Raw genomic sequence first — 26,945 nt, forward strand, 5'->3', positions numbered from 1 at the left:
GCGATGACGGGCGCCCCGGGCTGGGAAGTACAAGGCAGCGGCGGTCGATCTCGGATGATCCGCGCGGCGCTGCGGCCGCATGCCGGCGGCCGCGGTGTGGTGGCTGCTCCAAGACCGAGGCCGGTGGGGGCAGGCCGGCGCTCACGGTCGGGCCGACGTCGCCGGGTGGTCGAGAGAGCCGTCTCCCGGCTGGCAGTCTGCCGACGTCCTCAGCGTCGCTGCGGACGCAGGGCCGCCAACTCGCTCGCCGAGCCCTATGGACGCATGTGAAGTCCTCCGAGCGTGGGAGGACTTGATCACACCGCGACACCGAACGAGAAACGGGCCGACGCGTCAGCAGTCCGCTTCGCCGGGAGCGCTCGCCCCCCGCTGAGCGGTCTGTGCGACTCGGGAGAGCAGGGAGCGCAACTGCTCCGCGTCCTGGTCGTCGAGGTCGGTGAGGAGGCGTGCCTCGGCGGCGAGACCGCGCGACCCCACCGAGATCGCCGACATCGTCTCGTTCCTGGTCAGTCCGGCCAGCAGTTGCGTCAACGGCTCCATCCCGTTCGCCGACGGCGGCGAACGCGGCACGCTGCCCGCCTGAGGAGACTCGCCGGCCACAGCTCAAGGCCGCCGCTGCGCCACTGCCTCGGTGAAGCCGCCGGCCCGGGTGCTCGGTTCCGTCGCGCAGGCGGGTCCACCGGTCCGCTGCCACCGAGGCCACCCGTCTCCAGGTGGCCGTCGTGCAGGCGGACCCGCCCTGGTCCCGCTCGGGTGGCCGCGGACCTCACGCGCAGGGGTTCGTGTCCTGCCGGACAGAGGTCGAAGGTCCCCGTTCGTCGAGACGGCAACCGGCCGGTGACCGACATCGGCCCGCCCCGGACAGCGGTTCCGGGGCAGGCCGTGGCATCGCGGCCGGTGTCCGCCACCCGACAGCGGCGCGGCCCTCTCGGGGGGATCAGGCCTCGGTGCCGTCCTCCGGAGCCAGCAGGACGGCGGTGCGGCTCGCGTGCGCGACGGCATCGCTGATCCGGGGGTTGAACAACGCCTCGACGGATCCACGGTGATGGGGGCTCACCACGATGAGGTCGGCCTCGAACTCCGCCGCCGCCTCGGAGATGGCCGTGGCGATCTGGGTGGTCAGTCCGTGGAAGAGGGTCGCGTCGGCCTTGACGCCCTTGTCGCGGAGGGCGGCCAGGGCCTCGTCGACGACGGCCTTCGCCTGGGCGTCGTCCTCGAGCGGGACGACGGCTGCGAGGGTCGCGGAGGAGGCGACGACGTGCACGACCCGGACCTGGGCGTCCGTCAGCCGGGCCAGGTCCCCGGCCAGGCGTACTGCGGAGAGCCGGGTGGGGCTGGGATCGACGGCGACCAGGATGCGCTGGAACATGGAATCTTCTTCTTTCCCGTTCTGGAAGATACGGAGGATCTTCGCGGTACTCAGTGACGCCGGAGGACCGGTGCCACAGGGATCAACGTCCGGCGCGGCGCCGGCCTTCCCGATTTCGTCCCTTGATCGTCCCGTGTTGTGATCATCCGACGGGCGCCAGAGGCTGCGGTGCTGTCCCGCACGGTGAGGCCTCGGGCCGATCACTGACCGAACGCCTGCACCGGCACGGAGCGTGTCACGACGTGACGGACCGTACCGGTCCGGGATCGGGAATCGGGGGTCGGGGGCCAGGCATCGGGCATCAGGCGTCGGAGGCGTCGGTCGGGCCGATCACGCCGAGGTCCCGTCAACCGGCGACAGAACTCGAGCCAGCCAGTCGTTGCGTGTCCGGCGGGCGCCGGCCGAGACGCGAGCCTGCGGGTAGAGCGCGTCGAATCCGTGGAACCCTCCCGCCCAGATGTGCAGTTCCGCCTGGCCGCCGGCCGCCCAGATCCGGGTGGCGTAGGCGACGTCCTCGTCGCGGAAGACTTCGGCCGAGCCGGCGTCGATATACGTGGTCGGCAGCCCCGAGAGGTCCTCGGCCACCGCGGGTGAGACATGACCGGGCACCTGGTCGTCGCGGAGGCCGCCGAGAACCGAGCGCCAGCCGAACTCGTTCATCTCACGGGTCCAGACACCGGGACCGCCGGAGTACTGCCGACTCGACGTGGTGACGTTGCGATGGTCGAGCATGGGACAGACAAGCAGCTGCGCCGCGACCCGCGGGGTACCCCGGTCGCGTGCCATCAGTGTCACTCCCGCGGCGAGGCCACCTCCCGCACTGACTCCCGCCACGACGATTCGGGCGGGATCGACGCCCAGTTCGTCGGCGTGCTCCTCGACCCAGAGGAGACTCCGGTAACAGTCGTCGACCGCTGTCGTGCCGCCTGCCTCCGGCGCCAACCGGTAGCCCACAGAGATGATCACGGCACCGAACAGGTCGAGCCACTCCAGCGGTATGTCGATCTGGGAGAGGCGATCCCCCATGACCATCCCGCCGCCGTACATCCACAGGACGCACGGCGCCCCGGTGACGCGGGTGGCACCGGACGGACTGAAGACCGACAGGGGAATCCGCGCACCGCCCTCACCGGACACGGTGACCTCGCGATGGTCGGCCTGGTGGCCTTCGAGAAGGGACTCGACCGGCGCCGACGGGAACCGGCGCAGTTGGGCGAGCACTTCGGGGTCGAGCCGCGTCATGAGCGGCATGTCGGCGAGCAGAACGCGCAGTTCGGGGTCCACGTCGGGTCGTACGGTCGTCACGGGGGGCTGCCTTTCGTCGGGTTGTGCCGGAGGTTCGGGAGCAACGGGCAGGGGCGTCGTACCGGGGCGGGTGCGGGCCGGCCCGGGGGTCGAACGGCGGGCTCTCAGAAGGCGGCCTTGCCACGGACCGGTACGTAGTCGGTGTACTCGGGCTCCTTGGCCAGCATCCCGTCGATCCGCTTCACGATGGCCTGCGCGGCGTCGCCGGCGAAGATCCGGTGGTGGTCCTCCTCGCTGGTCCAGCCCTCGGTGACATGAACGACGTCGGGGTCGGACGCCGAACGGCAGACGAGATAGACGACGCAGTACTCGCTCGCGCCTGGGTTGCCGTCACTCAGGCCGGTCAGCAGGAGGTCCGTCAGCTGCGCACCCGTTCCGGGCTTTGCGGTCAGGGTGGCGTTGAATCCGTAGGGGGCGGTCATGACTGCCTTCTTCCGTGGGCGAGGGTCGGCGGACTGTTGTCCCGGGTGGGCGGGATTCCACCTTCGTCGGGATTCCAGTGATTCCATTCAAGCCGTCTGACCTGGGAAAAGGTAGAACGATGCTGCCCGCTGCTTGCACGATCCTCTCTCGTACGGGAAGAACGAGAGCAGCGTGTGCTGCAATGAGGGCATGTACCTCGAAGAGCTCCGAACCCTGCTGGACCGGCATGTGCGGCCCGACTGGACCACGGCCATCGACGGTGTGCTCATCTCGAAGGTCGAGCGGTCCGACCCGCCGGCACCCTCGATGTCCGGCACGGTGCTGGCGGTCATCGCCCAGGGCGCCAAACGCCTCGCACTGGGCGACCGGATGTTCGAGTACCGGGCCGGGCAGTACCTCGTCGCGTCGGTCGACCTTCCCGTGACCGGCCAGTTCGTCGGAGCCTGCCCGGAACGTCCGGCGCTGGGTTTCGGTCTGACGCTGGAACCGTCCGCCGTCGCCGAACTGCTGCTGCAGGCAGGGTCAGCGGACGCTCCCCGCAGCGGGGGGAGCGCCCTGCCGGGCATCGCCGTCAGCGATGCTCCGGACCGGCTGCTCGACGCCGTGGTCCGGCTGCTGCGGCTGCTCGACGAGCCGCGCGACCGGACGGTGCTCGCTCCGATGGTCAAACGCGAGATCCTGTGGCGGCTGATCACCGGTGAGCAGGGCGGCATCGTGCGCCAGCTCGGCCTCGCCGACAGCAGCCTCAGCCACGTCGCACGGGCCGTGCGCTGGATCCGCGAGCACTACGCGCAGCCGTTCCGGGTCGAGGACGTGGCGCAGCTGTCGGGCATGAGTGTCTCCGCCTTCTACCGCAACTTCCAGGCGGTGACCGCGATGAGCCCCATCCGGTTCCAGAAGCAGATCCGGCTCCAGGAGGCCCGGCTGCTGCTCGCCGTCCATCCCCATGACGTCACCGGGGTCGGCCATCGCGTCGGGTACGACAGCCCGTCACAGTTCAGCCGGGAATACCGCCGCCATTTCGGCGCGCCTCCCAGCCAGGACGCCGCCCGCCTGCGTCACACCGCGGGGGCCACCGCGGGTGTTCTTCCCTGACTGCCGCCGCGGCCCCGTCTCGTCACGGTTCCCCGCGGCGGCCACCGCCCGGATGACTACGCTGTCCCCCTGACGATCGGAGGGTCCGCCCTCGGCTACCAGGTCACCGGCAGGGCGCGCGGGCCGTAGACGATGGCGTCCTGGTTGTAGGCGAGCCGGTCCGGCGGTGTCGCCAGGCGCAGTCCGGGGAGGCGTCGCAGCAGGGTGGCGAGGATGATCTGGAGCTCGACCCTGGCCAGGGTCTGTCCCAGGCACTGGTGGATTCCGTAGCCGAAGGCCACATGGCGCCGCGCGTCCCGGGTGACGTCGAGTCCGGAGGGGCAGGCGCCGCCCTCCGTCGCGAACAGCGCCGGGTCACGGTTGGCGGTGGACAGCATGCAGATCACGCCGTCGCCCGCCGGGACGGTGACCCCGCCGACCTCGACGGAGCGCGTCGCCGCACGCCCCAGACCGAGATGGATGATGGTGAGGTGGCGCAGGAGTTCCTCGACGGCTCCGCGGATGAGGTCCGGATCGTCGCGCAGGAGTGCCGTCTGACCGGGGTCGCGCAGCAGCGCGAGCACGCTGATGGCCGCCATGTTCGCGGTGCTCTCGTGACCGGTGACCAGCAGCAGGAATCCGAGTGACGCCGTCTCCTGGGGAGTGAGGTCGTCGCGTGCCACCAGACGGCTGAGAATGTCGTCCGCCGGGTACTGACGCTTGTGCTCAGCCAACTCGGCCAGATAGTCCATGAGTTGAGCATGTGCCCGCTCGGCCCGCTTGCGGGTCGTCCGGTTGTCGAGCAGGGTGCGGCTGAGCGACTGGAACAGATCGTGGTCCTCGTAGGGCACTCCGAGCATCAGACAGATGGCCAGCGACGGGATGGGCAGGGCGAAGTCGGCCACGAGGTCGGCCGAGGTGCGTCCGTCCGTCATTCGGTCCACGGCCCTGTCGACGATGTCCTGGATGCCGGGTCGCAGTTGCTCGATGCGCCTGACCAGGAAGTCCTTGGTGACCATGCGGCGCAGACGGGCGTGTTCGGGATCGTCCATGCGGATGAAGCTGGGCTTCGCCGTCGCCAGTTCCCGCTGCCCCGCGGAGAGGAACGGGAAGCCGGGGGTGCGGGCGTCGGCACTGAAGCTGGGGTCGGCCAGTACGGCGCGTACCTCCTCGTAGCCGGTGACGAGCCAGCACGCGGTGCCGTCCGGCAGCACGGCACGGGTGACGGCGGCGTCATGAGCGGCGGCCGTGTAGGCGGGGGGCGGGTCGAAGGGACAACTGCCGTAGGGGGCGGGGAGGTCGAGCGTGGGGGCGGGCGCGGTCGCGGTCATCAGCCGGGCTGTCTCCTGGTGGGGGGTCACGTGGCGTCCATGAGGGTGATGACACCGCTGGGGCACAGGTCCGCGGCCAGGCGCACCTCGTCGGCGTACTTCGGATCGGGCTCCGGTACGAGCAGGGTGACGCGTCCGTCCGTGTCGCTCTGCTCGAACACCTCCGGCGCGGCACCGGCGCACTGCCCCGCGCTGCAGCAGCGTTCCCTGTCCAGGCGCACGGTGAGGTGCGGGCGTCCGGCCCCGGCATCGTCGGAGGGGGTGCGCAGGACGCCGAGGGTGGTGGACATGGCGGCGGTCTGACCGGCCAGGACCAGCAGTTCGATCAGTTGCTCCGGGCTCAGGAAGCGCGCGAGCCGGCGCCAGAGTTCGTCCGGCACCGTGGAGTTGTCGGTGAGCAGGTCGCAGGTCTCCAGAAGGGTGCGCTCCTCGTCCGTCCAGGGGTGGGCGTCCGGGGCCGCTGCCGTGGCCAGGATCTCCTCCGGTGTCAGTCCGGCCCCGGTCGCCGGCGTGCGGTGGCGCTCGTGGACAAAGGTCGCGCCGAGCCGGTGGGCGGTGCGCAGGACGATCAGTTCGCGTCGTCGGCCACCGAGCGTTCCTTCGTGGGTGAGCACACGGGCGAGGGAGAGCCACGCGTGGGCCAGGGCAGGGTGATGCGCGAGGGTGCCGAAGAGGTTGACCCGGCCGGCACCGTCCTTCTGCGAGTCCGCCAGGAGGGACCGCAGCGACGCGGGCCACTCGGACGGCGGGAGGGGCGGAATGCGGGGAGGGCCGGACACCCGGACGGATGCGGGTGAGGAGGTCATGAGGGTGCCTTCCGGATTCGTAGGGTTCGGACGGGGCAGCGTGTTCCGGGGGTGTCGGGGGCTCACCACCTGCAGAGGACCACTCCCGCGCTGGCCCCGCTCGCGAAGCCGAACATGCCCACCAGGTCCCCGCGTCGCAGGCGGCCGCACTCCAGGGCGGTGGCCAGCTGGAGCGGGATGGTGTTGGTCGCCACGTTGCCGTGGGCCGGGAAGGTGGCCAGGATCCGTCCCGGGTCCACGCCCACCCAGTCGCAGACGACCCGGGTGAACGGCACCGACGGCTGATGCACACAGACGAGGTCCAGGTCGTCGCTCTCGACGCCGAAATCCTTCAGCGCTCCTCGCACCTTGCCGGGCAGTCCCTCGAACGAGTCCACCAACTGCGCCGAGTCGATGCGGAGATGGCCGAGCCTTCGGTGCTGCGCGTAGGGGTTCGGCAGCGTCGCCGCCCGCCAGCCCCAGGAGTTGGCGAAGAAGCGCGAGCCGACGATGCCGGGCAGGCCGCTCGCCTCCACCAGCAGGGCGGAGCCCATGTCGCCGGTGCTGAGGCTGGGCAGCGCGGTCAGGATGTCCGCCGGGTCGTCCACCTCCCAGCGGCTTTCGCGGGTGCTGACCTCGGCGGTGGTCACCAGCACCCTGCGGTACCGGCCGCCCCGGATGAACGCGTCGGCGACCTCCAGGGCGTTGAGGACACCGTTGCAGGCGTTCTTCAGGTCGAGCACGGGACACCCGAGGCCCAGTTTGTCGGCGACGACATGGGCCGTGGCGGGCTCCTCCATGTCGGCGAGGATGCCCGCGTAGAGGAGCAGGTCGACGCCGGCCGGATCGGTGTCCGTGTCCGCCAACAGGCGTCGCGCCGCGTGGACGGCCAGGTCGGAGGGCTGATCGTGGTCGGCGGCCACGATGCGCTCGGCCAGCCCGTACATGCGCTGGAGCACCCCGCGGGACAACGGCGCGGCGGGGCTGCCCGCACGGAAGCGGTCTTCCACCGCGGCCACGCTCTGCCGCCCCTCGGGGATGTGGACAGTTGCGTGAACGATGCTGCTGTGAACGGTCATTGATTCAGTCCTCGGTTCGGTCCTCGGCGGAGGGCGGCACGTCAGTCCTCGGTGAGGAGCAGCACGACGTTGTGCCCGCCGAACCCGAAGGACTGGCTCACGGCGGCACGGACGCGCTGGGTGCGCGGCAGGTCCGTCACACAGTCCAGGTCGAAGGGGAGGTCGTCGGCCGCGAGGTTGGCGATCGGCGGCACGGTGGACCGGTGGATGGTCAGAGCCGTGAGCGCCGCCTCGATCGCACCCGCGGCACCGAGGCTGTGCCCGAGCACTCCTTTGGGCGCGGTCACGCTGGGCCGGTGCGGGAGCACGCGGCCGATCAGCTCGGCCTCGGTCAGGTCGTTGAGGGGCGTGGAGGTGCCGTGCGCGTTGACGTGATCGACGTCGGCCGCGTGCAGGCCGGCTTCGGCGAGCGCAGCCCGCAGTGCCGCCTCGGCGTGAACTCCGCCGGGAGCCGGGGCAGTTGGATGGTGGGCGTCGGAGGAGAGGCCGACCCCCGCGAGCCGCGCGTAGGCGCGCCGACCGCGGGCCCGCGCGTCCGCATCCCGTTCCAGTACGAGTACGGCGGCGCCCTCGGCGATCACGAAGCCGTCCCGGTCCGCCGCGAAGGGCCGCGAAGCCGCCCCGGGGTCGCCGGTACGGGCCGACAGCGCGCCCATCCGCTGGAAGCCCGCCGTGATCACGGGAGTGACCGCCGCCTCCGCGCCACCCGCCACCGCGATGTCGCACAGGCCGGCCAGAAGCAGCCGGCGCGCGGTGGCCAGTGCGCTGGCGCCGGACGCGCACGCCGTCTCCGTGGCCATAGAGGGCCCGTGGGCGCCAAGGTCCAACAGCACTTCTCCGGCCGCCATGTTGGGGATCAGCATGGGTACCAGGGCGGGAGAGACCAGCTCGGGACCGCCTTGGTGGTGACGGAGGGTCTGCTCCTCCAGGTGCGCCGCCCCGGCGAGCCCGGAACCGATCACGACGGCGACGCGGGTACCGTCCCACCGGGCGGGTTCGAGGCCGGCGTCGGCGACCGCCTCGCGCGCGGCGAGCACGGCGAGCCGGCTGAAGTGGCCCATGCGCCACGCCTTGCCGCCGCCGATGCGGGCCTGCTCCGGCGTCATGGCCGGGATGCGGCAGGAGAAGTCGACAGGGCAGCCCTTGAGTTCGGGGTCCGTCGCAGCGGCGGAACGACCGCGCAGGATCCCCTCCCAGGTCGGCTCCCGGCCGACACCGGCCGGGGTGATCAACCCCAGGCCGGTGATCGACACAGAGGTCTGACGAGACGTCACGAGGACCCCTGCTGTGCTCGCTTGGCGTTCAGCGCGGCGACGAGGCCGCCCACGGTGCTGTGCTTGGCCGCCTCGTTCTCCTCCACGGGGACACCCAGTTGTTCCTGGAGTGCCAGGGCGAGTTCGGCGAGCGCGAGCGAGTCGAGGTCGAGGCTCTCCAGCGTGGCCTCGGGGCGGATGCTCTCGGGGCTGACCTCGAACTTCTCGGTCAGTACGGTGGTGACGGCGGTCTGGACGGGGGACATGGACGTTCCTTTCGGCACAACGGACGGCAGCGACAGGGAAAGTGACGAGGGGGCTGCGGACGGAGGACCTCGGGGAGGACCGAGGGTCAGGCGCTCGGAGCGGCGGGGACCGCCACGGGCGGTACGCCACCGTCGAGCTCCGGCACGGTCGGGAGCTCCGGCCAGAGCAGCGCGGCCGAGCCCCAGGTCAGCCCGGCTCCGAAGGCGGTCAGCAGCACGCGCTGTCCGCTGCGCAGTTCACCCCGGGCCGCGGCGTCGGCCAGGGCCAGCGGAATGGAAGCGGCGCCCGTGTTCCCGACCCGCTCGATGTTGGTGACATGCCGATGAGCCGGTACGGGGATGCGGGCTCCGACGGCGGACAGGATGCGGGCGTTGGCCTGATGGGCGCAGAACCGGTCCACGTCCTCGGCCGACCAGCCCGCCTGCTTGAGCACGGTCTGGGCGGACTGTGTCATCCGGGTCACCGCGTGCTGGAACACCTCACGTCCGTGCATGCGGAAGTAGCGGTCGTCCGGCCTGTAGTCGTCGGGGCGGGCACGCTCCAGCGCTCCGCCGCCGGGCACCTGGATCAAGGTGTCCTCCGAGCCGTCGCTGCCGAGGTCGAACGCCACCACGCTGCCCGGCTCGCCCCTGCCGCCCCTCCGCAGTACGGCCGCCGCGGCACCGTCCGCGAACACGATTCCGGCGGAACGGTCCTGCGGGTCGATCAGGGTCGAGTACACCTCGGCAGCCACCAGGAGGACCCGGTCGGCACACCCGGACGCCAGGACACCGGAGGCCGTCGCGAGACCGTAGACGAATCCGCTGCACGCGGCGGACACGTCCCACGCGGCCGCCCCGCCCAGCCCGAGCCGGGTGGCCAGCCGGGGCGCCATGGCCGGCATGGGCCGGTCCGGGGTCGACGTGGCGACGATGACGGCGTCGACCAGCGGAAGGCCCGCGACGGTCAGCGCCTTGCGAGCGGCCTCCAGGGCGAGCTGGCCCGTGGCGACACCGGGCGCGACCCAACGTCGCTCACCGACGCCACTGCGTCTGCGCACCCAGGAGTCGTCGACACACCACGCGACGGGCAGCTCGCCGTTGGCCACCGCACGTGGTGGAACGAACCCGGCGATGCCCTCGAGGACGGCCGTCGTCACCGGGCGGCCTCGCGGTGTCGGGCCGACAGCGGGATCGCCAAAGGGACTTCACTGCAAGCAAATCGGTGAGTCACACACGCCTCGATGGGGAGTGATCTTGAACGAGCGGCATGACTGTAGATCGGATCAAGATCACCTCGCCACGCGACACGATGCGAACAAAAGAGCCATTGATGCCGGACGGCCACAAAAGTCCAGCTCAGCGCCCGAAGCGCAGAATCGTTACGGCCGTTGAGCCAGTCGTGCGCCACCCGAAAGGCGGCAAAAGAGGACGGCCGTTCGAGAGCACACATGAACAGCGTGCAGGCGCTCCCACCACACCCGTCGGACCCGACCGTCAGCGTCCCGCCCCCTCGCGAGCGCCGGACTCCCGTCACCGGCACGCGCGGTCGACCCACCTCGCCCCTGGTCACGACCTCGCGGACGAGGTGCCAGGAGAGCCAGGCATCACTTCCAGTTCCGAACGCATGGACGATCGACCGACGTTCGGAAACGTGACCGCATCGGGGGATCGTGCGACCTGGGCTTCGACCCTTCGTCGCCGTCGACCGGCTGCGGCACGTTCAACTCCTTGTGCATTGAGCCCAATTCACAGACTCCCTTGTTTCATCTCTTGACGACTTTGGTTCAGACCTTTAAGTTCCCGATCACCACGGCTCCATGAATGCACCCATCGTTCATGAACGTGAACACTCCCCCACCATCAGCCTCCCATGAAGGGCTGTGATCCCCCCTGATGACCAGCCAACCTCTGACGCGCTCAACGGTGTTGCGCGCCGCGCTCACCACCTCGCTGCTCGCGCTCTCGGCCGGTGCCCTGACGGCGGCACCCGCCTCCGCCGCCACCGGTACGATCACGGGCCTCGCGGGCAAGTGCCTCGACGTGGCCGGCGCGAGCTCCGCGAACGGCACGGCCGTACAGCTCTACGACTGCAACGGGACCGCCGCCCAGCAGTGGACGGTCGGCTCCGACGGGACGATACGGGCCCTCGGCAAGTGTCTTGACGTCACCGGCAACTCGACCGCGGACGGAGCCAGGCTCCAGCTCTGGGACTGCTCGGGCGGCGCGAACCAGAGGTGGACGGTCTCCGCGGCCCACGACATCGTCAATCCGCAGGCCGACAAGTGTGCCGACGTCACGGGCAACACCTCGGCGAACGGCGCCCCGATACAGATCTGGACCTGCACGGGCGGCGCCAACCAGAAGTGGACCGCGCCGGCCGCGGGCGGCGGCGGCACGAACCCCTCCGCGCCGATGGCCGTCGCCCCGTACCTCTACAACGGCTGGGGCAGCCCGCCGAACCCCACCACCGTCATGAACGCCACCGGCGTCAAGTGGTTCACGCTGGCCTTCGTGCTCAGCAACGGCTACTGCAACCCGCAGTGGGACGGCAGCCGCGCCCTGACCGGCGGCGTCGACCAGCAGACGGTCAACACCGTGCGGGCAGCCGGCGGTGACATCATCCCGTCGTTCGGCGGCTACAGCGGCAACAAGCTGGAGAGCTCCTGCTCGAGTGCCGGAGAGCTCGCGGGCGCGTACCAGAAGGTCATCAACGCTTACGGACTCAAGGCCATCGACATCGACATCGAGGCCGACGCCTACAGCAACACGACGGTCCAACAGCGCACCGTGGACGCGCTCAAGACCATCAAGGCCAACAACCCGGGCATCAAGGTGTACGTCACCATCGGAACCGGGCAGAACGGCCCCGACACGGGACTCATCAACCGGGCCGCGTCGTCCGGCCTGACCGTGGACAGCTGGACGATCATGCCGTTCGACTTCGGTGGCGCCGGCCAGAACATGGGCACGCTCACCCTGCGGGCGGCCGAGGGCCTCAAGACGGCGCTCAAGAACGCCTACGGCTACAGCGACGACCAGGCGTACCGGGACCTGGGCATCTCCTCCATGAACGGGATCACCGACCAGAACGAGACGGTCACCGTCGCCGACTTCCAGACCATCCTCGGCTACGCCCAGCAGCACCACCTGGCGCGACTGACCTTCTGGTCGGTCAACCGCGACCGCCCCTGCACGAGCGGCGTCGCCGACAGCTGCTCCGGAGTGGGCCAGCAGGACTGGGACTACACGCGTGTCCTCGCGAAGTACACCGGCTGACCCTCCCCACCCCCCCCACCAGCGCAGGAGAGCCCCGTGTTCAGATCAACAAGACATTCCGGCGGCCGCCGGATACCGAAAGCGCTCACCGCGGTCGCCCTCGTGGCGACAACGGTCTCGGGCCTGTCGGTCGCCACGCAGGACAAGGCGACCGCCGCGACCGCCGCGGCCGCCGCGCTGCCCACCGGCTGGGCCACGGTCGTCAACGCCGCCAGCGGCAAGTGCGTCGACGCGCGTGCCGCCGCGACGGCGAACGGCACCGCGGTCCAGCAGTACGCGTGCAACAGCAGCCAGGCCCAGCAGTGGCAGTTCGCGGCCACGTCCGGCGGTTACTCGCAGGTCGACAACCGGGCCGACGCCACCAAGGCGTGGGACGTCACCGATGTATCGGCGGCGGACAGCGCGCTGGTGCAGCTGTGGACGTACAGCGGCGGCAACAACCAGCAGTGGCAGGCGGTGGCCGATTCCGGCGGCGCCTACCACTTCGTCAACCGCAACAGCGGCAAGTGCCTGGACGTGCCCAGCGCGTCCACCGCGGACAGCGTGCAGCTCCAGCAGTACACGTGCAACGGCACCGCGGCCCAGTCGTTCTTCGTCAACCCCGTCGACGCGACGCCGCCGCCCGGGACCCCGGACCTCGGCCCGAACGTCACCGTCTTCGATCCGTCGACGCCCGCCGCGACGATCCAGAGCAGCCTCAACTCGGTGTTCTCGCAGCAGGAGACCAACCAGTTCGGCACCGCCCGGAAGGCCTTCCTCTTCAAGCCGGGCACCTACGACGCCAACGCCAATGTCGGCTTCTACACCCAGGTCGCCGGCCTCGGTCTCTCCCCCGACGACGTCAACATCCGCGGCTCGGTGCACGCCGAGGCCGACTGGTTCCAGGGCAACGCCACCCAGAACTTCTGGCGGTCGGCGGAGAACCTGTCGGTGACCCCGACCAACGGTTCGGACCGCTGGGCGGTGTCGCAGGCCGCTCCGTACCGGCGGATGCATCTGCGCGGCAACCTCGCCCTGGACGACGGCGGTTGGTCCAGTGGCGGCTACATGGCCGACACGAAGATCGACGGCCAGGTCAACTCGGGTTCGCAGCAGCAGTGGCTGTCGCGGAACACCGAGTGGGGCAGCTGGACCGGTTCCAACTGGAACATGGTCTTCGTCGGCTCCAGGAACGCCCCCGCCAACAGCTTCCCCAACCCGCCGTACACCACGGTCGCCCAGGCACCGGTCACCCGTGAGAAGCCGTTCCTCTACGTCGACTCCGCGGGCGCGTGGAAGGTGTTCGTGCCCTCCGCACGCACCAACACCAGCGGCACCACGTGGAGTGCGGGTACCCCGGCGGGCGCGTCCCTGCCCCTCTCCGACTTCTTCATCGTGAAGCCGGGCGCGACGGCCGCGCAGATGAACGACGCGCTCGCCCAGGGCAAGGACCTGCTGGTGACGCCCGGGGTCTATCACCTCGACCAGACACTGAAGGTGACCCGGCCCGACACCGTCGTCCTGGGCCTCGGCCTGGCCACGCTCATCCCCGACAACGGCATCACGGCGATGACGGTCGCGGACGTGGACGGGATCCAGCTGGCGGGTCTGCTGATCGACGCCGGGGCCACCAACTCCGCCCAGCTCGTGGAGATGGGACCGAGCGGCTCCTCCGCCGACCACAGCGCCGACCCCAGTTCTCTGCACGACGTCTTCTTCCGCATCGGCGGCGCGGGCGTCGGAAAGGCCACCACCAGCCTGACCATCAACAGTGACGACGTCATCGGCGACCACCTCTGGCTGTGGCGCGCCGACCACGGCAGCGGTGTGGGCTGGACCAGCAACACCGCCGACACCGGCCTCGTCGTCAACGGCGACGACGTGACGATGTACGGCCTCTTCGTCGAGCACTACCAGAAGTACCAGACCATCTGGAACGGCAACGGTGGCCGCACCTACTTCTACCAGAACGAGATGCCGTACGACCCGCCCAACCAGGGCGCCTGGATGAACGGCTCCACCCAGGGCTACGCCGCCTACAAGGTGGCGAACTCGGTGACGAGTCACCAGGTCTACGGATTCGGCAGCTACTGCTACTTCAACGTCAACTCGTCCGTCGCCGCCGAGCACGCCATCGAGGCGCCGAACAACGCGAACGTGAAGTTCAAGGACATGGTGACGGTCTCCCTGGGGGGCACGGGCACGATCCGGCATGTCATCAACGACCGGGGCGGGCCGTCCGACTCCGCCACGAACGTCGCCAACCTCGTCAGCTACCCGTGACCCGCTCAGAGGGGACTGATCAGCCGATGCACACCACCAGATCCGGACCGACACGCGTGGTCCTGCGGGTCCTTCTGCTGCTGGCGACACTGCTCGCCGTGGTGGCTCCGCCCGCCGCCCAGGCGAGCACGACGGCGACCCCGTTCAAGGTACTGGCGCTCTACAGCGGCACCTGGGACGCGGCCCACATCGACTTCGAGAAGGAGGCGAACGACTGGTTCCCCAAGCAGGCCGCGGCCAACGGCTTCACCTACACGTCCAGCAACAACTGGGACCTGCTCAGCAACGGCGGCGTCAACGCCTATCAAGTCGTGCTGTTCCTCGACGACCTGCCGCAGACGTCGGCCCAACGGACCGGCTTCGAGCAGTACATGCGCAACGGCGGCGCCTGGATGGGCTTCCATGTCTCGGCCTTCACGACCAGTGCGTCGGACTGGCCGTGGTACCACAACCAGTTCCTCGGCAGCGGGAACTTCCAGTCGAACACCTGGGGCCCGACCACAGCGGTCCTGAAGGTCGAGGACCGTACGCACCCGGCCACCAAGAACCTGCCGGCCACGTTCACCTCGGCGGTCAGCGAGTGGTACAGCTGGTCCAACGACCTGCGGCAGAACCCGGACATCAAGATCCTGGCGTCCGTCGACCCCAGCAGCTTCCCACTGGGCACGGATCCCAACCAGAGCTGGTACAGCGGCTATTACCCGATCCTGTGGACCAACACCAAGTACAAGATGTTGTACGCGAACTTCGGTCACAACGCGATGGACTACTCGACCAACACCCGTCTGTCGTCGACGTTCGCGAGTGAGACGCAGAACCGGTTCGTGCTGGACGGCCTGAAGTGGCTGGGCGGGGCCGACAACACGACCCCGCCGGCGGACTCGATCTCCGAGACCGCCTGGTACTCGCTGACCAACGCCGGAAACGGCACGTGTGTGGACGCACGCGCGGCCGCCACGGCGAACGGGACCGCGATCCAGCAGTACGCCTGCAACGGCACCCAGGCACAGCAGTTCCAGTTCCGTTCGACCGACGGCGGCTACCGGCAGGCCGGCATCCGCGGCAACCCGCAGCAGGTCATCGACGTGACCGATGTCTCGACCGCCGACAACGCACCACTGCAGCTGTGGAGTTACGGGGGCGGGCAGAACCAGCAATGGCTGCCCGTCAAGGAGAGCACCGGGCGCTACCACTTCAGCGCCCGGCACAGCGGGAAGTGCCTGACGGCGGCGAGCGCCGCGACGAACAGCGTGCAGCTCACCCAGCGCACCTGCGACGGCTCGTCCGCGCAGAGCTTCACGCTCACCGCACAGCCCTGACCGACCGGCACAAGGGTGCCCCTGTCCCACCGCCCTCCGGCGGCGGGACAGGGGCACCGCTGTGTGCGTCGGTGCGGCGTGCACGCGGAATGGACGGCGAGAGCCGGGGCACACGCCCAGAGGAGCCTCGTCGCCCCCATCCCCGTGGCGGCGAGGTTCCGCATCAGGACGCGGTGACCGGGGAAGCGTGGTACGCATCGGCGGAGCCGGACCTCGAGGGCCACTGGACCGCTTGCGCGGCGCCGGTTTGCGTCACCCGCCCAGCGGCCACACGGTGAAGAAAGGTGCGTCGCCCCTACGGGAACGCACTCGTCGGCGATTCGGGAAGAAGGCGGTCGTGATGTTCAAGGGAAACGCCAGGACGCAACAGATCACGGGCAGGATGCGGGAGACCCTGGGAAAGGCCCTGGGAGACAAATCCATGCAGCGGAAGGGCCGCAACGAACAGTTGCGGGGCAAGGCGCATGAGATGACCGGAAAGGCAGCGGACCGCATGCGCAAGCGGACCAAGCACTGAAAGCCGAGCCGGCGGGCGACGAAGCCACCGCCGCGTCCGGCGGGGGTCAGGGCGTCGTCCGGGACTGCGCACGGCGCCCCGCCCCGCCCCGCCCCGCCGAGGACATGACGCCCCGCCCTGACCGGAACGGTCGGTCCCGGGCGGATCCCGGGGCGGATCCCGGGGCGGATCGAAACCCCGCGACGGAGAGCACAGAGGATGATGACCATCGAGCACCCCGCGGACCGCGGCGGCGACGAACGCGGAAGATTCGAACGGTTCGCCGAGTCCGCGTCGAAATTCACCAGCTCACCGGTCTTCTTCGTGTTCTGCCTCGCGCTGGTCTCCCTCACCGTCGCGCTCCACGTCGCCGGTGTCGAAGTGACATGGCTCCTCTTCGCCGGCGAATCCATGACGGCGGTGACCCTCATGCTCCTCGCCCTGCTGAAGAACTCGGAACTCCGGGCGGACCGAGCGATCCAGCGCAAGCTGGACGCCATCGCTGCCGCCCTGCTCGAGGCGCAGGAAGGCACCCCCGGCAAGGCCCACGAGAACCTCAGGGACGTCATTCGGCTGGAGGACGAGATCTGAGAGGCGCACCCGCGCCTCTCGGATCTCTCACGGTTTTCTCCGTTCTCACCAAGGGCGTCGAGCCGCTTGGTGACACGCCGCGCGGGAGCGCGACGTCACCAGTAGTGTCGACGGCCGCCGACCGCGTGTCCGATGCCTCCCAGAATCCACAGAACGACTCCGATGATCACCAGGATGACCCCGATGGTCCATAGAATGCTGATGCCTGCCACGAGGCCGATGACGAGCAGAATAACTCCGAGGATGATCATCTTTTCCTCCGGTCGGGGAGCTTGACCCCCTACGCGCCGAGTCCCCGGAAATATTCGGCCGCAAACACGGAGGCGATCCGGTCGGCGGGAGCCGCCGGACCGGCGCGGTCCGTCAGGGCCGGCGGTCCTCGGCCGGGAGTTCCAGGCGCAGTTCGTAGCCGCCGTCCGCGGTGGGGCCGGCGGTGACGGTGCCACCCAGGAGTGCCGCGCGCTGGCGCAGGCCCACCAGTCCGTGGTGAGCGCTGGGAAGCGGGAGCGGGGGGTGGGTCGGCGCGGTGTTGGTGACCGTGGCCCGTACGGCGCCGTCGTGGTGGCGGATGTGAACCGTCGCGGTGGTTCCGGGGGCGTGCTTGCGTGCGTTGGTCAGCGCTTCCTGGACGGTGCGGTAGATGGCACGCTGCACGGTGGGCGGCAGGTCGTCGGGCACGTCGGTCTGCAGCTCGGTCTCGATACCGCTGTTGTCGACCAGCCGTTCGAGGTCTGCCAGGGACGGCTGCGGTGTCAGCTCCGTGGGGCGCCCTCCGGAGGCGCGCAGAACGCTGACCATGTGCCGCAGCTCGTCCAGTGTCTGGACGCTCAGCCGCCGGATCGTGGCGGCGGCCTCCTTGACGTCGGCGTCCTGGGTACCGACCTGGAGCGCTCCCGCCCGCACCGCGATCAGGCTGACCTGGTGGGAGACCACGTCGTGCATCTCCCGGGCGAGCTGTGCGCGCTCCTTGGCCAGCACACTCTGCGCGGTCAGCAGCCGCTTGTGGTCGCGCGCCTCGGAGATCTCGGCGAGTTGCCGCGACAGGTCACGCCGGGCTTGGACGAGTTGGCCGAGGAAGACGGGGGCGGCCGCCGTCGCCGCGGTGTAACCCAGAGTGATCACGGTCGCCGTCTTCGTGAAGTCGTAGCTCAGTGACGGCCAACTGGTCATGTCACAGATCGTGAACATCGTGACACAGAAGGCGAGCGCGGTGCGATGCCGGGTGAACGAGGCGAGGGTGTACAGCGCGGCCAGCGCGGCGAAGACGGCGTCGGAGACCAGGACCGCGGGCAGCGTGAGCAGAAAGGTGAGCAACGGCCGGCGACGCCTCAGAAAGAGGGAGAAGGCGGCGACCAGGGCGCAGGACAGCCGGAGTGGCTCGTCGATGTGGACCTTGACCCAGACGTCGAGGAGCGAGGCGGCTACGAGGGCGGCGTCCAACAGCGGTGCGCGCAGCCGGCCGAGGTTCATCCCCGCCCCTCGCCCCGCGGCTCCTTGAGGAGGCCGGCCCGCTCGGCGAGCAGGGCGGCCTGGACACGGCCGTCCACCTCGAGCTTGCCGAGGATCGCGCTCACGTGGTCCTTGACCGTGCCGGTACTGAGGTGCATGCGCGTGCCGATGTCGGCGTTGGACAGCCCCTCGGCGATGAGGACGAGCACGTCCCGTTCGCGGTCGGTCAGCCGGGCGAGGCTGTGGGCCGCGGTTTCCCGGGGGCCCGCGTTCAGGTAGCCGTCCACGACCGTCCGGGTGACCTTGGACGACAGGACGGTGCCGCCGTCGGCCAGTGTCCGCACCAGGAAGGGGAGCTCCTCCGGGTCGGTGTCCTTGAGGAGGAAACCGGCCGCGCCCGAGCGGAGTGCCGTCGCGACGTATTCGTCCATGTCGAACGTCGTGAGCATGGCCACCACCGGGGGGTGGGGCAGCCGACGGAGGCCGGCGAGGACGGTGAGGCCGTCGACGTCGGGCATCCGGATGTCGAGAAGTACCACGTCAGGGCGTATGTCCTGGGCCGTCTGCAGGGCCTGGCCGCCGGGAACCGCGGCCGCGACCTCGATGTCCTGCGCCGCGTCGAGGATGTGCTGAAAACCCGTTCGGATCATGGCCTCGTCGTCGACCACCAATACCCGGATCACAGGTGCTCCACTCGCCGCCGGACCACTGTCCGATTCGTACCACGCCGAGCACGTGCCGCGGCTGTCCGACACCGGATCCGGCCAGGCGGCGGGGAGTGCGCCAGCCAGTCGGCGGGGCGGTTCCGGACACCTGCCGGATGTCCGCTGCGGGCGGCGTCTTCGACTCTGGAGCGTATGACGCGCGACGTGGCGGAGGTCGTACCGCCCGGGGCGGCGCCCGCAGTGCGGGCATCCGCCTCTCCCTGTCGTGCGCCGTCGCCGTACCCCTTCGGCCCACCGTCGCCGTTCCCACTCCGCTCACCTTCGCCGCCCTCCCTCGGGCCGCCGCCGTCTCCCTTCGGGCCGCCGTCGCCGTCACCCTTCGGCCCGTCCTGGACAGGACGGCTGATCGGCCTGGACCTGGCCCGCGGCCTGGCGGTGGTCTTCGGACGGAGGCCGCTGGAATGCCCGCTGCACACCGCCACGACGGCCGCCCGCCGGATCGGCCGAGCGCCGGTGGACGGCCGGAACCCCGCTGACGCGGCACGACCTCCCGACGGCACCCGCGGTGTTCGACGAACTCACACCATCCGGCGCCCGCGCCGGGCCAGTTAGGAGGTACGCCGATGTCGGTCCGCCTGACATTCATGTGCGCGACAGCAGGGGACACCACCAGGAGCGCGGTCTTCGGTGACGGCCCCCTGAGCGAGCACGGTCTGTGTGAGGCGCGTGCCGTCGGCGCGACGCTCCCTCCGTACTCCCCGGTCGTCCGGGCTCCGTCTGTCCGCTGTGCGCTGACCGCCGACGCGCTCGGACTCGACGCCACGGCCGAGCCCGCGCTGCGCGACTTCGACTACGGCAACTGGCGTGGCCGCACCGTCCGTGAGGTCGTCCAGGACGACCCGTACGGCTACGCGAGCCGCCTCACGGACCCGGACGCGACGCCGCACGGGGGCGAGTCCGTACGACAGCTCTGCCGCCGTGTCGCGCACTGGTTGAGCAGCGTGCCGCCGTTCATGGACCATGCCCTGGTCATCACCGAGCCGGCCGTCGTCCGGGCCTCGCTCGTCCACGCGCTGTCCGCACCGGCGACCGCTTTCTGGCACTTCGAGGTGCCACCGCTGTCCACGGTCTCCCTGACCCTGCGAGAGGGCCGCTGGAACGTCCGGCCCGGTCGGCTCGGCCCTGAACGAGCCGGCACCAGTCGCACCGTGCCCATGCCGTGCGACGCCCCACACGATCCCAGGGCCCCTCTGTGGGGCGACGCGGTGAGCGACGAGTGGTACGACCTCGTCGCTCGGGTGACGCCCTCCGACCGCGCCGGTCGGACCATGAGGCCGAGCAGGCCGCATGTCGCGGAGAACAGGACCGGCGGTGCCGCCACGGCGGGTGGGGGGCCGGTGGGCCGGGCTCTGGCCGCTCGGGGGCGGGAGCCGCTGGGCACGGGTGCCCACCGGGTGTGTGGGCGATGCCGGGTTCGCCTGCACCCGCGTACCGAACCGGAGCGATGAGGCTCTGGCTCGCTCTCTCAGCCCGGAAAACCGCCCTGGTCCCGTCGGCCCTGTCGTGGCTGCGGGCGACCGCGGACGCCTGACCGGCGACGCGACGGAGCGGGCGGAGCATCCGCGCTGTTGAAACCCGGTCCGGTGGGGGCGCTGAAGCCTCCGGGCACCGCTGGTGCCGTCGCCGGCGCCGTGTGCGCCGGCGCGGGGGCCGGCACGGCCGCCTCGCGTGTGCGCGGCAGCGCGCGGCCGACGACGCGGGAGTGTGTCATCAGCGGGGCGCACGCGGTGCAGACCTCGAGCAGGGTCCAGACCTGGCCGACCGCGGGGTCGTGACGCAGAACCAGGACCACGCCGCCCGCGCAGTGCGTGTGAGCTCCCTCGTGGGCCGCGCACTGTGTCTGGCGGCAGGCGCAGGCGGCGTCGGGATGCACGGTGGCGGCGCGGGCGTGTGCCGCCGCGTGCGCTTCGGCGAAACGGCGAAGCGCCGTCAGGTCGCGGGAGCGGGGCGGCATTCCGCACGACGACGAGCACGACACGGAGGCGGTACGGTCGCTGTGGCCGGAGACCCGGATGATCCACGTCCGTCCCGGGCGGCGTGCAGCGGGTGTTTCGGGGTGCGCGAGGTCCAAGACCGGCAGTCCTTCGGTAGTGGAGGCGGGGTGCACGTCGGTGCTGGGCACCACGTATACCTGTACCCCGTTCTCCGGCGGGTCATTTACCAGTTGCGCCCAGGTCCTTGGGACACGACTCCCTGCACAGCGCATCGACTTCTGGCAAAAGCGACTGTGATCATGCCATGGGTGCACCCGGACGACGAAGGCGCGGCACCTCGTGCCGGACGTCCGCAGCGGTCACCGGGCGCCCCGCGCGGTGCGCGGGACGCCCGGGCAACCTCCTTGGCCCTCGGAGGAGATGGGGTGGGGCGCGGTGCGGTGAACGCGACCGGCGAAGAACGGTGACCGCCCTCCCTGGCACCCGTGCCTCAGAGTTCGCGGTCGATACCGGTGTCGATGCCGGTCACGACCGCCGCCCCCAGCATCGCGTCGTCCTCGGCGAGTCCGCTGTCGCGCAGCGCCCCGGACACCAGCCGCACGGCCTCGTGCTCGGCGCTGGACCGGTCCGCCGCCTCGACCTCGACCCGGGCGGCGAACCTCCCGTCCTCCTCCACCGTGAGCAGGCTCAACTCCTCGTTCTCGCCCAGATCGGTGTTCTTCGGGTCCTGGGGCCGAAGCCTGCGCTCGATGTCGGAGCGGGCGCCGTCGGACATGCCGTGGACGAAGGTGCCGGGGACAGTGATGACGTATGTGGTCACGGGAACTCCTTGCGAGAACGACCGGGGCGACCCTCGCCCGCCGAATCACCGGCATCATGGGGTTTGCCGAGTTGCATGCGGTGCGTCTTCCCCGCCCTGGGCCGAGAACACCGGTCACCGCACGACCGGCCCCCGTGAGCTCACCCGTCCGGCTTACCGGCACCGTGGGTCCGAGTTGACGAGGTACGCCCCCGCACCTCGAGCACCCGCGGTCCGTCGTGGCCCACGGGTGGCGTGCGGCGAAAGACTTCGGCCGGATTCGTGGCCGGATCCCGCTCTCCGCATGACCGGCCCGTCTCAGCTGGGTAGCCATACCGCCGGCACATCGGTGCACGCGGGGTGGGAGGAGCCGACCCGGGTGGCATGGAGGGGACCAGGGGCCGAGAAGACTCCGTCACGCCGTACGCGGCGGCGGCTCGCGATCCGTGCACTGCGCGACCAGGGGCGCTACGGGCCCGGCCTCGGTGAGGTGCTGCCCGCGCTCGTGGTGGTCGTGCTGGTCGTGTGCGGAGTGGTGGCGGGCTTCGCCGTGGCCTTCCGCGCCCTCGGTGCCGGGGTGCTCGTCGCGGCGCTGGCGCTCCTCACCGTCGCCACCCCGGTCGCGGTCCGGCATCACCGTCCGCTGGCCCGTCGGCGTCTGGGGCACTACACGCCCGAGGAACTCGCGGAACTGGACACGGAGGGGCTCGCCCTGGCCGTGTCCCGGATGCTGCGCCGGGACGGCTGGTTCGTGCTCCCGCCCTCCAGGGGGCAGGACCGGCCTCGCGTGCGCGCGCGCAACGGCGAGGGACACCGCATCGAGGTGGCGTTCCGTCCCGTGGCCGAGCCCCTGCCCGACGAGGACGCCCCCGCGCGGTCCGGGCGCCGGGCGGGCACACCCCTGCGACTCGTGGTGCACCGCGGGACCTTCAGCCACCGTGACGTCCAATGGGCGCGCCGGCAGGGCGACATCCACCTCATCGACGGCCCGCGCCTCAGGAGCTGGGCGCACGGCACACCTCTGCACCGGCTGACCGATGCCTCCTGAGCGGCCGATGCCTCCCGAGACCGGGCGACGGGTCGTGCCGACCGGTACCGCGCGTGCCGCGACCCGCCCTTTCCGAACCGCCGAAACCGCCGAGCGCCGTCCCGTCCGGGACACCGCAGCGAGCGGCACGACCGACCGTTCCGTGGACCGGAAAGCCATCGAACACATGTGCCCCACACGAAGCCCCCGTCCCGCCCGTCACAGCCATGTCAGCAGCAACACAGGAGGTCAGAGACCCGGACGGCATCCGACCAGGTACTTGAGGAAAAACCCTTTGCACTGCCCGGCCTGCCGAATAGCGTGCGAGAACCCGAGCAACTCCCCCCACCTCTTCGCGCGGTCCATGTCCGTCGGTATACCGAACCCGCCAGGAGACCCGGAATGTCCTACGACAGCTCCGCTTCGAACTCCGCCCGACCCCACCACGGACAGCACTCCTCCCCCGCCCGCGCCCCCGCACTCCCGGCTCCCTCCGGGGAACCGTTACGCGGCGGGAACCCGCCTCGCCCCTGGACCGGACACCACCGCGACCTACGGATCCTCCGCCGCGCCTACCGCCGGCAGCGCTGGCTCACCACACTGGCGGCGCTCGGCTACTTCTCCCTCTTCCTCGCTCTCTCCGTCGGCCGCCCCGACATCATGGCGAGGCCCGTGACAGGCGGTCTGTCGACGGGCCTGGTCCTCGCCCTCACCCAACTCCCCGTCACCTGGCTGGCCGTGGCGCTGTACGAGCGCACCGCCCGCCGCCACGTCGACCCGCTGGCGCGCCGGGTGAACCGGCAGGCGCCCTGGGCCGGCGGCGAACAGGAGCGGGAGCGATGACGGACTTCAGCGACTCCGCACGGTCCTGGTCCCTCGTCGCCTTCTGCATCGCCGTCTCCGTGACCCTCCTGCTGTGCGTACTGACCGGACCCGACAGTGACGACCTCGAGGAGTTCTACACCGGGTACCGTTCGCTGTCGCCCGTCCGCAACGGCCTCGCCATCGCCGGCGACTACATCTCGGCCGCGACCGTGTTCACCATCGGCGGGGTCATCGCACTGTGCGGATACGACGGCGTCGTCCTGGCCCTCAGCACACTGCTCTCGCTCCTGTTGTTGATGTTCCTGCTGGCCGAACCCCTGCGGAACACGGGCAAGTTCACGATGGGCGACGCCCTCGCCCGGCGCATGCCCGGGCGCGCGGTGCGCATCACGGCGTGCGCGGTCACCATCGTGGCGCTGGTACCGATGATGCTCGTGCAACTCGCCAGCACCGGACAGCTCCTGGCCTTCATCCTCGGCTTCTCCGACAGCACCATGAAGACCGGCTGCATCGTCGGGGTGGGCGCTCTGATGATCACCTACGCGGCCATCGGCGGGATGCGGGGCACCGCGTTGATCCAGACCCTGAAGATGGTCGTGCTGCTCGGTTCCGGAGTGACCGTCGCGGTACTGATCCTCAGGACCTTTCACTGGAACCCGGGGACACTGTTCGGCGCGGCCGCCGACCACAGTGGTGCGCGGGACCGGTTCCTGCACGGCGGGCTGGAGTTCGCCGGCGGCCCGCATCCGCATCTCGACATGCTCAGCACCCAGTTGGCCATCGTGCTGGGCGGCGCCTGCCTCCCTCACGTGACGATGCGCATGTACACCGCGAAGAGCGCACGTCAGGTGCGGCGTTCGATGTCGTGGGCGGTGTCGTCGGTGGCTCTGTTCGTCGCGGTGGCCACGGTCATCGGTATCGGCGCGACGGCGCTGATCGGCCGGGCGGGCATCGCGAAAGCCGACCCCTGGGGACACACCGCGTACCTGCTCAGCTCCCGGGCGGCCTTCGGTACGGACATGTCGCGGGCGGAGACCCTCATTTTCACCACGGTCACCACGGCGATCTTCCTGACGCTGCTCGCCTCGGTGGCCGGGATGACACTGGCCTGCGCCAACTCCCTCGCCCACGACGTGTTCGCCACCCGGGGCTCCGGCATGGCGCCGCACCACGAGACGATGCTGGCCCGCGTCTCCGCCGTGGTCGTCGGGACGCCGATCGTGGTACTCGCCGCCCTGGTCCAGCACCGCAGCCTCCAGCCACTCGCGACCCTCTCCTTCTGTCTGGGCGCCTCGGCGATCGCACCGGCCCTGATCTACAGCCTCTTCTGGCGCAACTTCACGCGCGCCGGCCTGTTGTGCACGCTCATCGGCGGCACCCTCTCGGTCCTTGTGCTGATGCCGGGCACCAGACTCGTGTCCGGCTCACCGACGTCCGCGTTTCCCCACGCGGACTTCAACTGGTTCCCGTTCACCACCACGGGGCTCGTTTCCGTCCCGCTGGGATTCGCCTTCGGATGGCTCGGCAGCGTGCTCTCCGGACGCCGCAGAGCAGCGCGCGAACGCAGTCGTTACGAAGCCATCGAAAGTCTGATCCTGGCGGGGCCGAGACCGAAACGGTGACGGGTGGGGGCGCGCGGAGACCCGCCTCCCCGCGGGCGCCCCCGGGCCGGCGGCGCCTCCGCTGTCAGTAGCCGAGGCTCGTCATGTAGGCGCACTCGGTGTAGATGTAACCGGGCCTCAGTTTGGCGGTGTCGGACGCGGGGGACTTCCCGGTGCCGGTCTGGGACTTGTGGACGAAGTACGTGGTGCCGACCGGCAGTCGGATGGTCCGCTGCGGGTAGTTCTTCCCGCTGTCGTGGCAGGGCGTGAACCCTGCCAGCAGCGTGCTGGTGAGGGAGTAGGTGGTGCAACTCCCGCAGGCCTTGAGGGAGAAGCTGCCGGTCACGGGGCCCGTGTACATCACCGTGATGTCGTCGGGGCTGTCGTTCTTGACGGTGACGGCGATGCCGCCGCCGGACGCCGTCGTCGGCAGCCGCCCGCCCGCCGCGGGCACGGTCTGGGCGATCTCCGCCGCGATGGCGATCTTCTGTGCGCGGGCCCGGTTCTTGGCGTGCTGGTTGTTCTTGACGAACTCGTTCATGGTGGTGACGGCCTCGTCGAACCGTTTGTCCTTGTACTGGCTCACACCGCAGGCGTACGTCCCCGAGTCCGCGTTGGTCTCCGCTCGGTCGGCGTCCTTGCCGAGGGCCGCGGCCACACCCGCCCGCTCACCCGGAAGTGCGGTGACCTGGGTGCCGAGGCTCCTGAGGTGTTCGACGGCCGTACAGGGGTCGCTTCCGCCCACCTGCTTCACGGCCCTGTCGACCTCAGCGCTCACCGCGGGCTCCACCTTCCCGGCCGGCGCGGACCGCGGGAAGGTCGACAGGAGGTCGCCGAAGTGCGTTGTCCAGTCCGCGTCCCCGTGGCCGAGTGCCTGTGACGCGCACTCGTAGAGCGAGGTGGCCAGCCGGTCGTCGGGCCAGGTGGACAGCGCTCCGAGTTCCTTCCTGCCCATGGTTCCCGGGACCGTACGGAGGTACTTCAAGGGCGCTATGGCGTCGCAGTAGTTCCTCTGGGCGTAGGGCGAACCGACCGTGGCGTAAAAGGTCTTGAGCCGGTCGGGCACACGGTCGGCGGCCTTCGAACCGGGATGGTCGCCGCGCAGAGCCCGGTAGGCGGCCAGTGCCCTGCGGTAGTCGGACTCCGCCGTGGTGAACGACTGCTTCCCGGAGGCCTGGACGAGCTGGTCCGCCCGCTCCAGCCGGTCCATGAGCATCGCCTCGGTCGCCCTGTCCCGTGCGTTGCCGTACAGGGCGACGCCTCCTGCCGGTACGGCCAGGAGGACGACCCCGAGCACGATCGCGAGCCACGCGCGCGGCGGCCACACGAGACGGGTGCGCAGACCCAGGACCGCTCCGTGGACACCCGCGAGTCCGAGCAGGACCAGGTAGAGGATGACGGCGCCGCCGGGGACGCCGCCCGGGTCCGCGGGCAGGGCCACCACGAGCAGGATCGCGGTCGCGACCCAGCACACGGCCATCGCGCCCCAGCGGCGCATCAGCGCGTACCCCAGGCCCAGCCCGCACAGGTTCAGCAGCGCCACCGCGACCGCCCGCAAGGCGTCCGCCGGAGCGGGCGGCGGTGCGGTGGGCATCGGCGGCACGACGAACGTGCCAGGCATGTCGTTGTGATCCCAGGACATGACGGCTCCCCCAGTCAATCACGCCCGAAGTCCTATGACTTGTCAGTGTACGTTCAGTCACACTGGAGCAACAGGGGGTGAGGCCCGGCGCTTGATGGTTCGTCAAGTACGCCTCGCTCGTCGAGATCCGCG

26 protein-coding genes are annotated in these 26,945 nt (G+C 70.4%); 10 read left to right on the forward strand and 16 right to left on the reverse strand.

Features of this window, described 5'->3' with window-relative positions; translation table 11 throughout:
- Positions 1-333: 333 nt before the first annotated feature.
- The 4 genes from OHB41_RS02885 to OHB41_RS02900 form a co-directional block, all read right to left on the reverse strand.
- Positions 334-531, reverse strand: a complete 198-nt coding sequence (locus OHB41_RS02885; protein ID WP_266696354.1) for a hypothetical protein — start codon at positions 529-531, stop codon at positions 334-336.
- A gap of 406 nt (positions 532-937) precedes the next feature.
- The gene (locus OHB41_RS02890; RefSeq protein WP_266696355.1) at positions 938-1,369 is read right to left on the reverse strand and encodes a universal stress protein; all 432 of its coding nucleotides are present in this window, start codon (positions 1,367-1,369) and stop codon (positions 938-940) included.
- A gap of 330 nt (positions 1,370-1,699) precedes the next feature.
- Positions 1,700-2,674 carry an alpha/beta hydrolase gene (locus tag OHB41_RS02895; RefSeq protein ID WP_266696356.1) on the reverse strand — a complete coding sequence of 325 codons (975 nt, stop codon included), beginning with the start codon at positions 2,672-2,674 and terminating at the stop codon, positions 1,700-1,702.
- A gap of 104 nt (positions 2,675-2,778) precedes the next feature.
- The gene (locus OHB41_RS02900) at positions 2,779-3,096 is read right to left on the reverse strand and encodes a putative quinol monooxygenase (RefSeq protein ID WP_266696357.1); all 318 of its coding nucleotides are present in this window, start codon (positions 3,094-3,096) and stop codon (positions 2,779-2,781) included.
- A 190-nt stretch (positions 3,097-3,286) separates the two neighbouring features.
- Between OHB41_RS02900 and OHB41_RS02905 the strand changes: the two genes are divergently transcribed.
- Entirely contained in the window at positions 3,287-4,192 is a 906-nt protein-coding gene (locus OHB41_RS02905; protein WP_266696358.1) for an AraC family transcriptional regulator, read from the forward strand.
- 95 nt (positions 4,193-4,287) lie between these two features.
- On the opposite strand, the gene OHB41_RS02910 is transcribed toward OHB41_RS02905, so the two are convergent.
- From OHB41_RS02910 to OHB41_RS02935, 6 genes are all read right to left on the reverse strand, one after another.
- Positions 4,288-5,502: a cytochrome P450 gene (locus tag OHB41_RS02910; protein ID WP_266705618.1), complete on the reverse strand. Its 1,215-nt coding sequence runs from the start codon at positions 5,500-5,502 to the stop codon at positions 4,288-4,290.
- 26 nt (positions 5,503-5,528) lie between these two features.
- Entirely contained in the window at positions 5,529-6,308 is a 780-nt protein-coding gene (locus tag OHB41_RS02915; protein ID WP_266696359.1) for a ferredoxin, read from the reverse strand.
- 62 nt (positions 6,309-6,370) lie between these two features.
- Positions 6,371-7,366: a 3-oxoacyl-ACP synthase III family protein gene (locus tag OHB41_RS02920; protein WP_266696360.1), complete on the reverse strand. Its 996-nt coding sequence runs from the start codon at positions 7,364-7,366 to the stop codon at positions 6,371-6,373.
- Positions 7,367-7,407: 41 nt separating this feature from the next.
- Complete coding sequence (locus OHB41_RS02925) at positions 7,408-8,640, reverse strand: beta-ketoacyl-[acyl-carrier-protein] synthase family protein (protein ID WP_266696361.1); 1,233 nt, start codon at positions 8,638-8,640, stop codon at positions 7,408-7,410.
- Complete coding sequence (locus OHB41_RS02930) at positions 8,637-8,885, reverse strand: acyl carrier protein (RefSeq protein ID WP_266696362.1); 249 nt, start codon at positions 8,883-8,885, stop codon at positions 8,637-8,639. Before OHB41_RS02930 ends, OHB41_RS02925 begins: the two co-directional genes overlap by 4 nt.
- 86 nt (positions 8,886-8,971) lie before the next feature.
- On the reverse strand, positions 8,972-10,024 hold the full coding sequence (locus OHB41_RS02935) for a beta-ketoacyl-ACP synthase III (RefSeq protein ID WP_266696363.1): 1,053 nt from the start codon (positions 10,022-10,024) through the stop codon (positions 8,972-8,974).
- 736 nt (positions 10,025-10,760) lie between these two features.
- Between OHB41_RS02935 and OHB41_RS02940 the strand changes: the two genes are divergently transcribed.
- The 5 genes from OHB41_RS02940 to OHB41_RS02960 all read left to right on the forward strand — a co-directional run bounded on the left by OHB41_RS02940 (position 10,761) and on the right by OHB41_RS02960 (position 16,811).
- The gene (locus OHB41_RS02940; protein ID WP_266696364.1) at positions 10,761-12,143 is read left to right on the forward strand and encodes a lectin; all 1,383 of its coding nucleotides are present in this window, start codon (positions 10,761-10,763) and stop codon (positions 12,141-12,143) included.
- A gap of 36 nt (positions 12,144-12,179) precedes the next feature.
- Positions 12,180-14,405 (forward strand): pectate lyase-like domain-containing protein, encoded by a 2,226-nt coding sequence (locus OHB41_RS02945; protein WP_526024883.1) that lies wholly within the window; start codon positions 12,180-12,182, stop codon positions 14,403-14,405.
- Between the two features lie 26 nt (positions 14,406-14,431).
- The gene (locus OHB41_RS02950) at positions 14,432-15,724 is read left to right on the forward strand and encodes a ThuA domain-containing protein (protein ID WP_266696365.1); all 1,293 of its coding nucleotides are present in this window, start codon (positions 14,432-14,434) and stop codon (positions 15,722-15,724) included.
- A gap of 340 nt (positions 15,725-16,064) precedes the next feature.
- Positions 16,065-16,241 carry a CsbD family protein gene (locus tag OHB41_RS02955; RefSeq protein WP_266705622.1) on the forward strand — a complete coding sequence of 59 codons (177 nt, stop codon included), beginning with the start codon at positions 16,065-16,067 and terminating at the stop codon, positions 16,239-16,241.
- Positions 16,242-16,439: 198 nt separating this feature from the next.
- Positions 16,440-16,811 (forward strand): low affinity iron permease family protein, encoded by a 372-nt coding sequence (locus OHB41_RS02960; protein WP_323138349.1) that lies wholly within the window; start codon positions 16,440-16,442, stop codon positions 16,809-16,811.
- 95 nt (positions 16,812-16,906) lie between these two features.
- Here the strand turns inward: OHB41_RS02960 and OHB41_RS02965 are convergent, their stop codons facing one another.
- From OHB41_RS02965 to OHB41_RS02975, 3 genes are all read right to left on the reverse strand, one after another.
- Entirely contained in the window at positions 16,907-17,062 is a 156-nt protein-coding gene (locus OHB41_RS02965; protein WP_266696366.1) for a DUF6131 family protein, read from the reverse strand.
- A 112-nt stretch (positions 17,063-17,174) separates the two neighbouring features.
- The gene (locus OHB41_RS02970; RefSeq protein WP_266696367.1) at positions 17,175-18,281 is read right to left on the reverse strand and encodes a sensor histidine kinase; all 1,107 of its coding nucleotides are present in this window, start codon (positions 18,279-18,281) and stop codon (positions 17,175-17,177) included.
- Entirely contained in the window at positions 18,278-18,943 is a 666-nt protein-coding gene (locus OHB41_RS02975) for a response regulator (RefSeq protein WP_266696368.1), read from the reverse strand. The genes OHB41_RS02970 and OHB41_RS02975 overlap by 4 nt, the downstream gene beginning before the upstream one ends.
- A gap of 605 nt (positions 18,944-19,548) precedes the next feature.
- Here OHB41_RS02975 and OHB41_RS02980 point away from each other — a divergent pair.
- On the forward strand, positions 19,549-20,433 hold the full coding sequence (locus tag OHB41_RS02980) for a histidine phosphatase family protein (protein ID WP_266696369.1): 885 nt from the start codon (positions 19,549-19,551) through the stop codon (positions 20,431-20,433).
- A gap of 17 nt (positions 20,434-20,450) precedes the next feature.
- Here OHB41_RS02980 and OHB41_RS02985 read toward each other — a convergent pair whose 3' ends face one another.
- Positions 20,451-21,107 (reverse strand): hypothetical protein, encoded by a 657-nt coding sequence (locus OHB41_RS02985; protein WP_266696370.1) that lies wholly within the window; start codon positions 21,105-21,107, stop codon positions 20,451-20,453.
- Positions 21,108-21,409: 302 nt separating this feature from the next.
- Positions 21,410-21,739, reverse strand: a complete 330-nt coding sequence (locus OHB41_RS02990; protein ID WP_168525960.1) for a hypothetical protein — start codon at positions 21,737-21,739, stop codon at positions 21,410-21,412.
- Positions 21,740-22,097: 358 nt separating this feature from the next.
- On the opposite strand from OHB41_RS02990, the gene OHB41_RS02995 reads away from it, so the two are divergent.
- The 3 genes from OHB41_RS02995 to OHB41_RS03005 all read left to right on the forward strand — a co-directional run bounded on the left by OHB41_RS02995 (position 22,098) and on the right by OHB41_RS03005 (position 25,192).
- Positions 22,098-22,766 carry a hypothetical protein gene (locus tag OHB41_RS02995; RefSeq protein WP_266696371.1) on the forward strand — a complete coding sequence of 223 codons (669 nt, stop codon included), beginning with the start codon at positions 22,098-22,100 and terminating at the stop codon, positions 22,764-22,766.
- A 381-nt stretch (positions 22,767-23,147) separates the two neighbouring features.
- The gene (locus OHB41_RS03000) at positions 23,148-23,588 is read left to right on the forward strand and encodes a DUF485 domain-containing protein (RefSeq protein ID WP_266696372.1); all 441 of its coding nucleotides are present in this window, start codon (positions 23,148-23,150) and stop codon (positions 23,586-23,588) included.
- Positions 23,585-25,192, forward strand: a complete 1,608-nt coding sequence (locus OHB41_RS03005; RefSeq protein WP_266696373.1) for a sodium/solute symporter — start codon at positions 23,585-23,587, stop codon at positions 25,190-25,192. The genes OHB41_RS03000 and OHB41_RS03005 overlap by 4 nt, the downstream gene beginning before the upstream one ends.
- Positions 25,193-25,256: 64 nt before the next feature.
- Here OHB41_RS03005 and OHB41_RS03010 read toward each other — a convergent pair whose 3' ends face one another.
- Complete coding sequence (locus OHB41_RS03010) at positions 25,257-26,813, reverse strand: hypothetical protein (RefSeq protein WP_266696374.1); 1,557 nt, start codon at positions 26,811-26,813, stop codon at positions 25,257-25,259.
- Positions 26,814-26,945: the final 132 nt, after the last annotated feature.

The sequence above is a fragment of the Streptomyces sp. NBC_01571 genome, assembly GCF_026339875.1.
Lineage (GTDB): Bacteria > Actinomycetota > Actinomycetes > Streptomycetales > Streptomycetaceae > Streptomyces.

Coding starts and splice junctions, on each gene's coding strand:
- OHB41_RS03010 (WP_266696374.1), bottom strand. CDS start 26,813: ATGTCCTGGGATCACAACGACATGCCTGGCACGTTCGTCGTGCCGCCG.
- OHB41_RS02960 (WP_323138349.1), top strand. CDS start 16,440: ATGATGACCATCGAGCACCCCGCGGACCGCGGCGGCGACGAACGCGGA.
- OHB41_RS02900 (WP_266696357.1), bottom strand. CDS start 3,096: ATGACCGCCCCCTACGGATTCAACGCCACCCTGACCGCAAAGCCCGGA.
- OHB41_RS02915 (WP_266696359.1), bottom strand. CDS start 6,308: ATGACCTCCTCACCCGCATCCGTCCGGGTGTCCGGCCCTCCCCGCATT.
- OHB41_RS02890 (WP_266696355.1), bottom strand. CDS start 1,369: ATGTTCCAGCGCATCCTGGTCGCCGTCGATCCCAGCCCCACCCGGCTC.
- OHB41_RS02920 (WP_266696360.1), bottom strand. CDS start 7,366: ATGACCGTTCACAGCAGCATCGTTCACGCAACTGTCCACATCCCCGAG.
- OHB41_RS03000 (WP_266696372.1), top strand. CDS start 23,148: ATGTCCTACGACAGCTCCGCTTCGAACTCCGCCCGACCCCACCACGGA.
- OHB41_RS03005 (WP_266696373.1), top strand. CDS start 23,585: ATGACGGACTTCAGCGACTCCGCACGGTCCTGGTCCCTCGTCGCCTTC.
- OHB41_RS02950 (WP_266696365.1), top strand. CDS start 14,432: ATGCACACCACCAGATCCGGACCGACACGCGTGGTCCTGCGGGTCCTT.
- OHB41_RS02980 (WP_266696369.1), top strand. CDS start 19,549: ATGTCGGTCCGCCTGACATTCATGTGCGCGACAGCAGGGGACACCACC.
- OHB41_RS02965 (WP_266696366.1), bottom strand. CDS start 17,062: ATGATCATCCTCGGAGTTATTCTGCTCGTCATCGGCCTCGTGGCAGGC.
- OHB41_RS02970 (WP_266696367.1), bottom strand. CDS start 18,281: ATGAACCTCGGCCGGCTGCGCGCACCGCTGTTGGACGCCGCCCTCGTA.
- OHB41_RS02930 (WP_266696362.1), bottom strand. CDS start 8,885: ATGTCCCCCGTCCAGACCGCCGTCACCACCGTACTGACCGAGAAGTTC.
- OHB41_RS02905 (WP_266696358.1), top strand. CDS start 3,287: ATGTACCTCGAAGAGCTCCGAACCCTGCTGGACCGGCATGTGCGGCCC.
- OHB41_RS02940 (WP_266696364.1), top strand. CDS start 10,761: ATGACCAGCCAACCTCTGACGCGCTCAACGGTGTTGCGCGCCGCGCTC.
- OHB41_RS02955 (WP_266705622.1), top strand. CDS start 16,065: ATGTTCAAGGGAAACGCCAGGACGCAACAGATCACGGGCAGGATGCGG.
- OHB41_RS02910 (WP_266705618.1), bottom strand. CDS start 5,502: ATGACCGCGACCGCGCCCGCCCCCACGCTCGACCTCCCCGCCCCCTAC.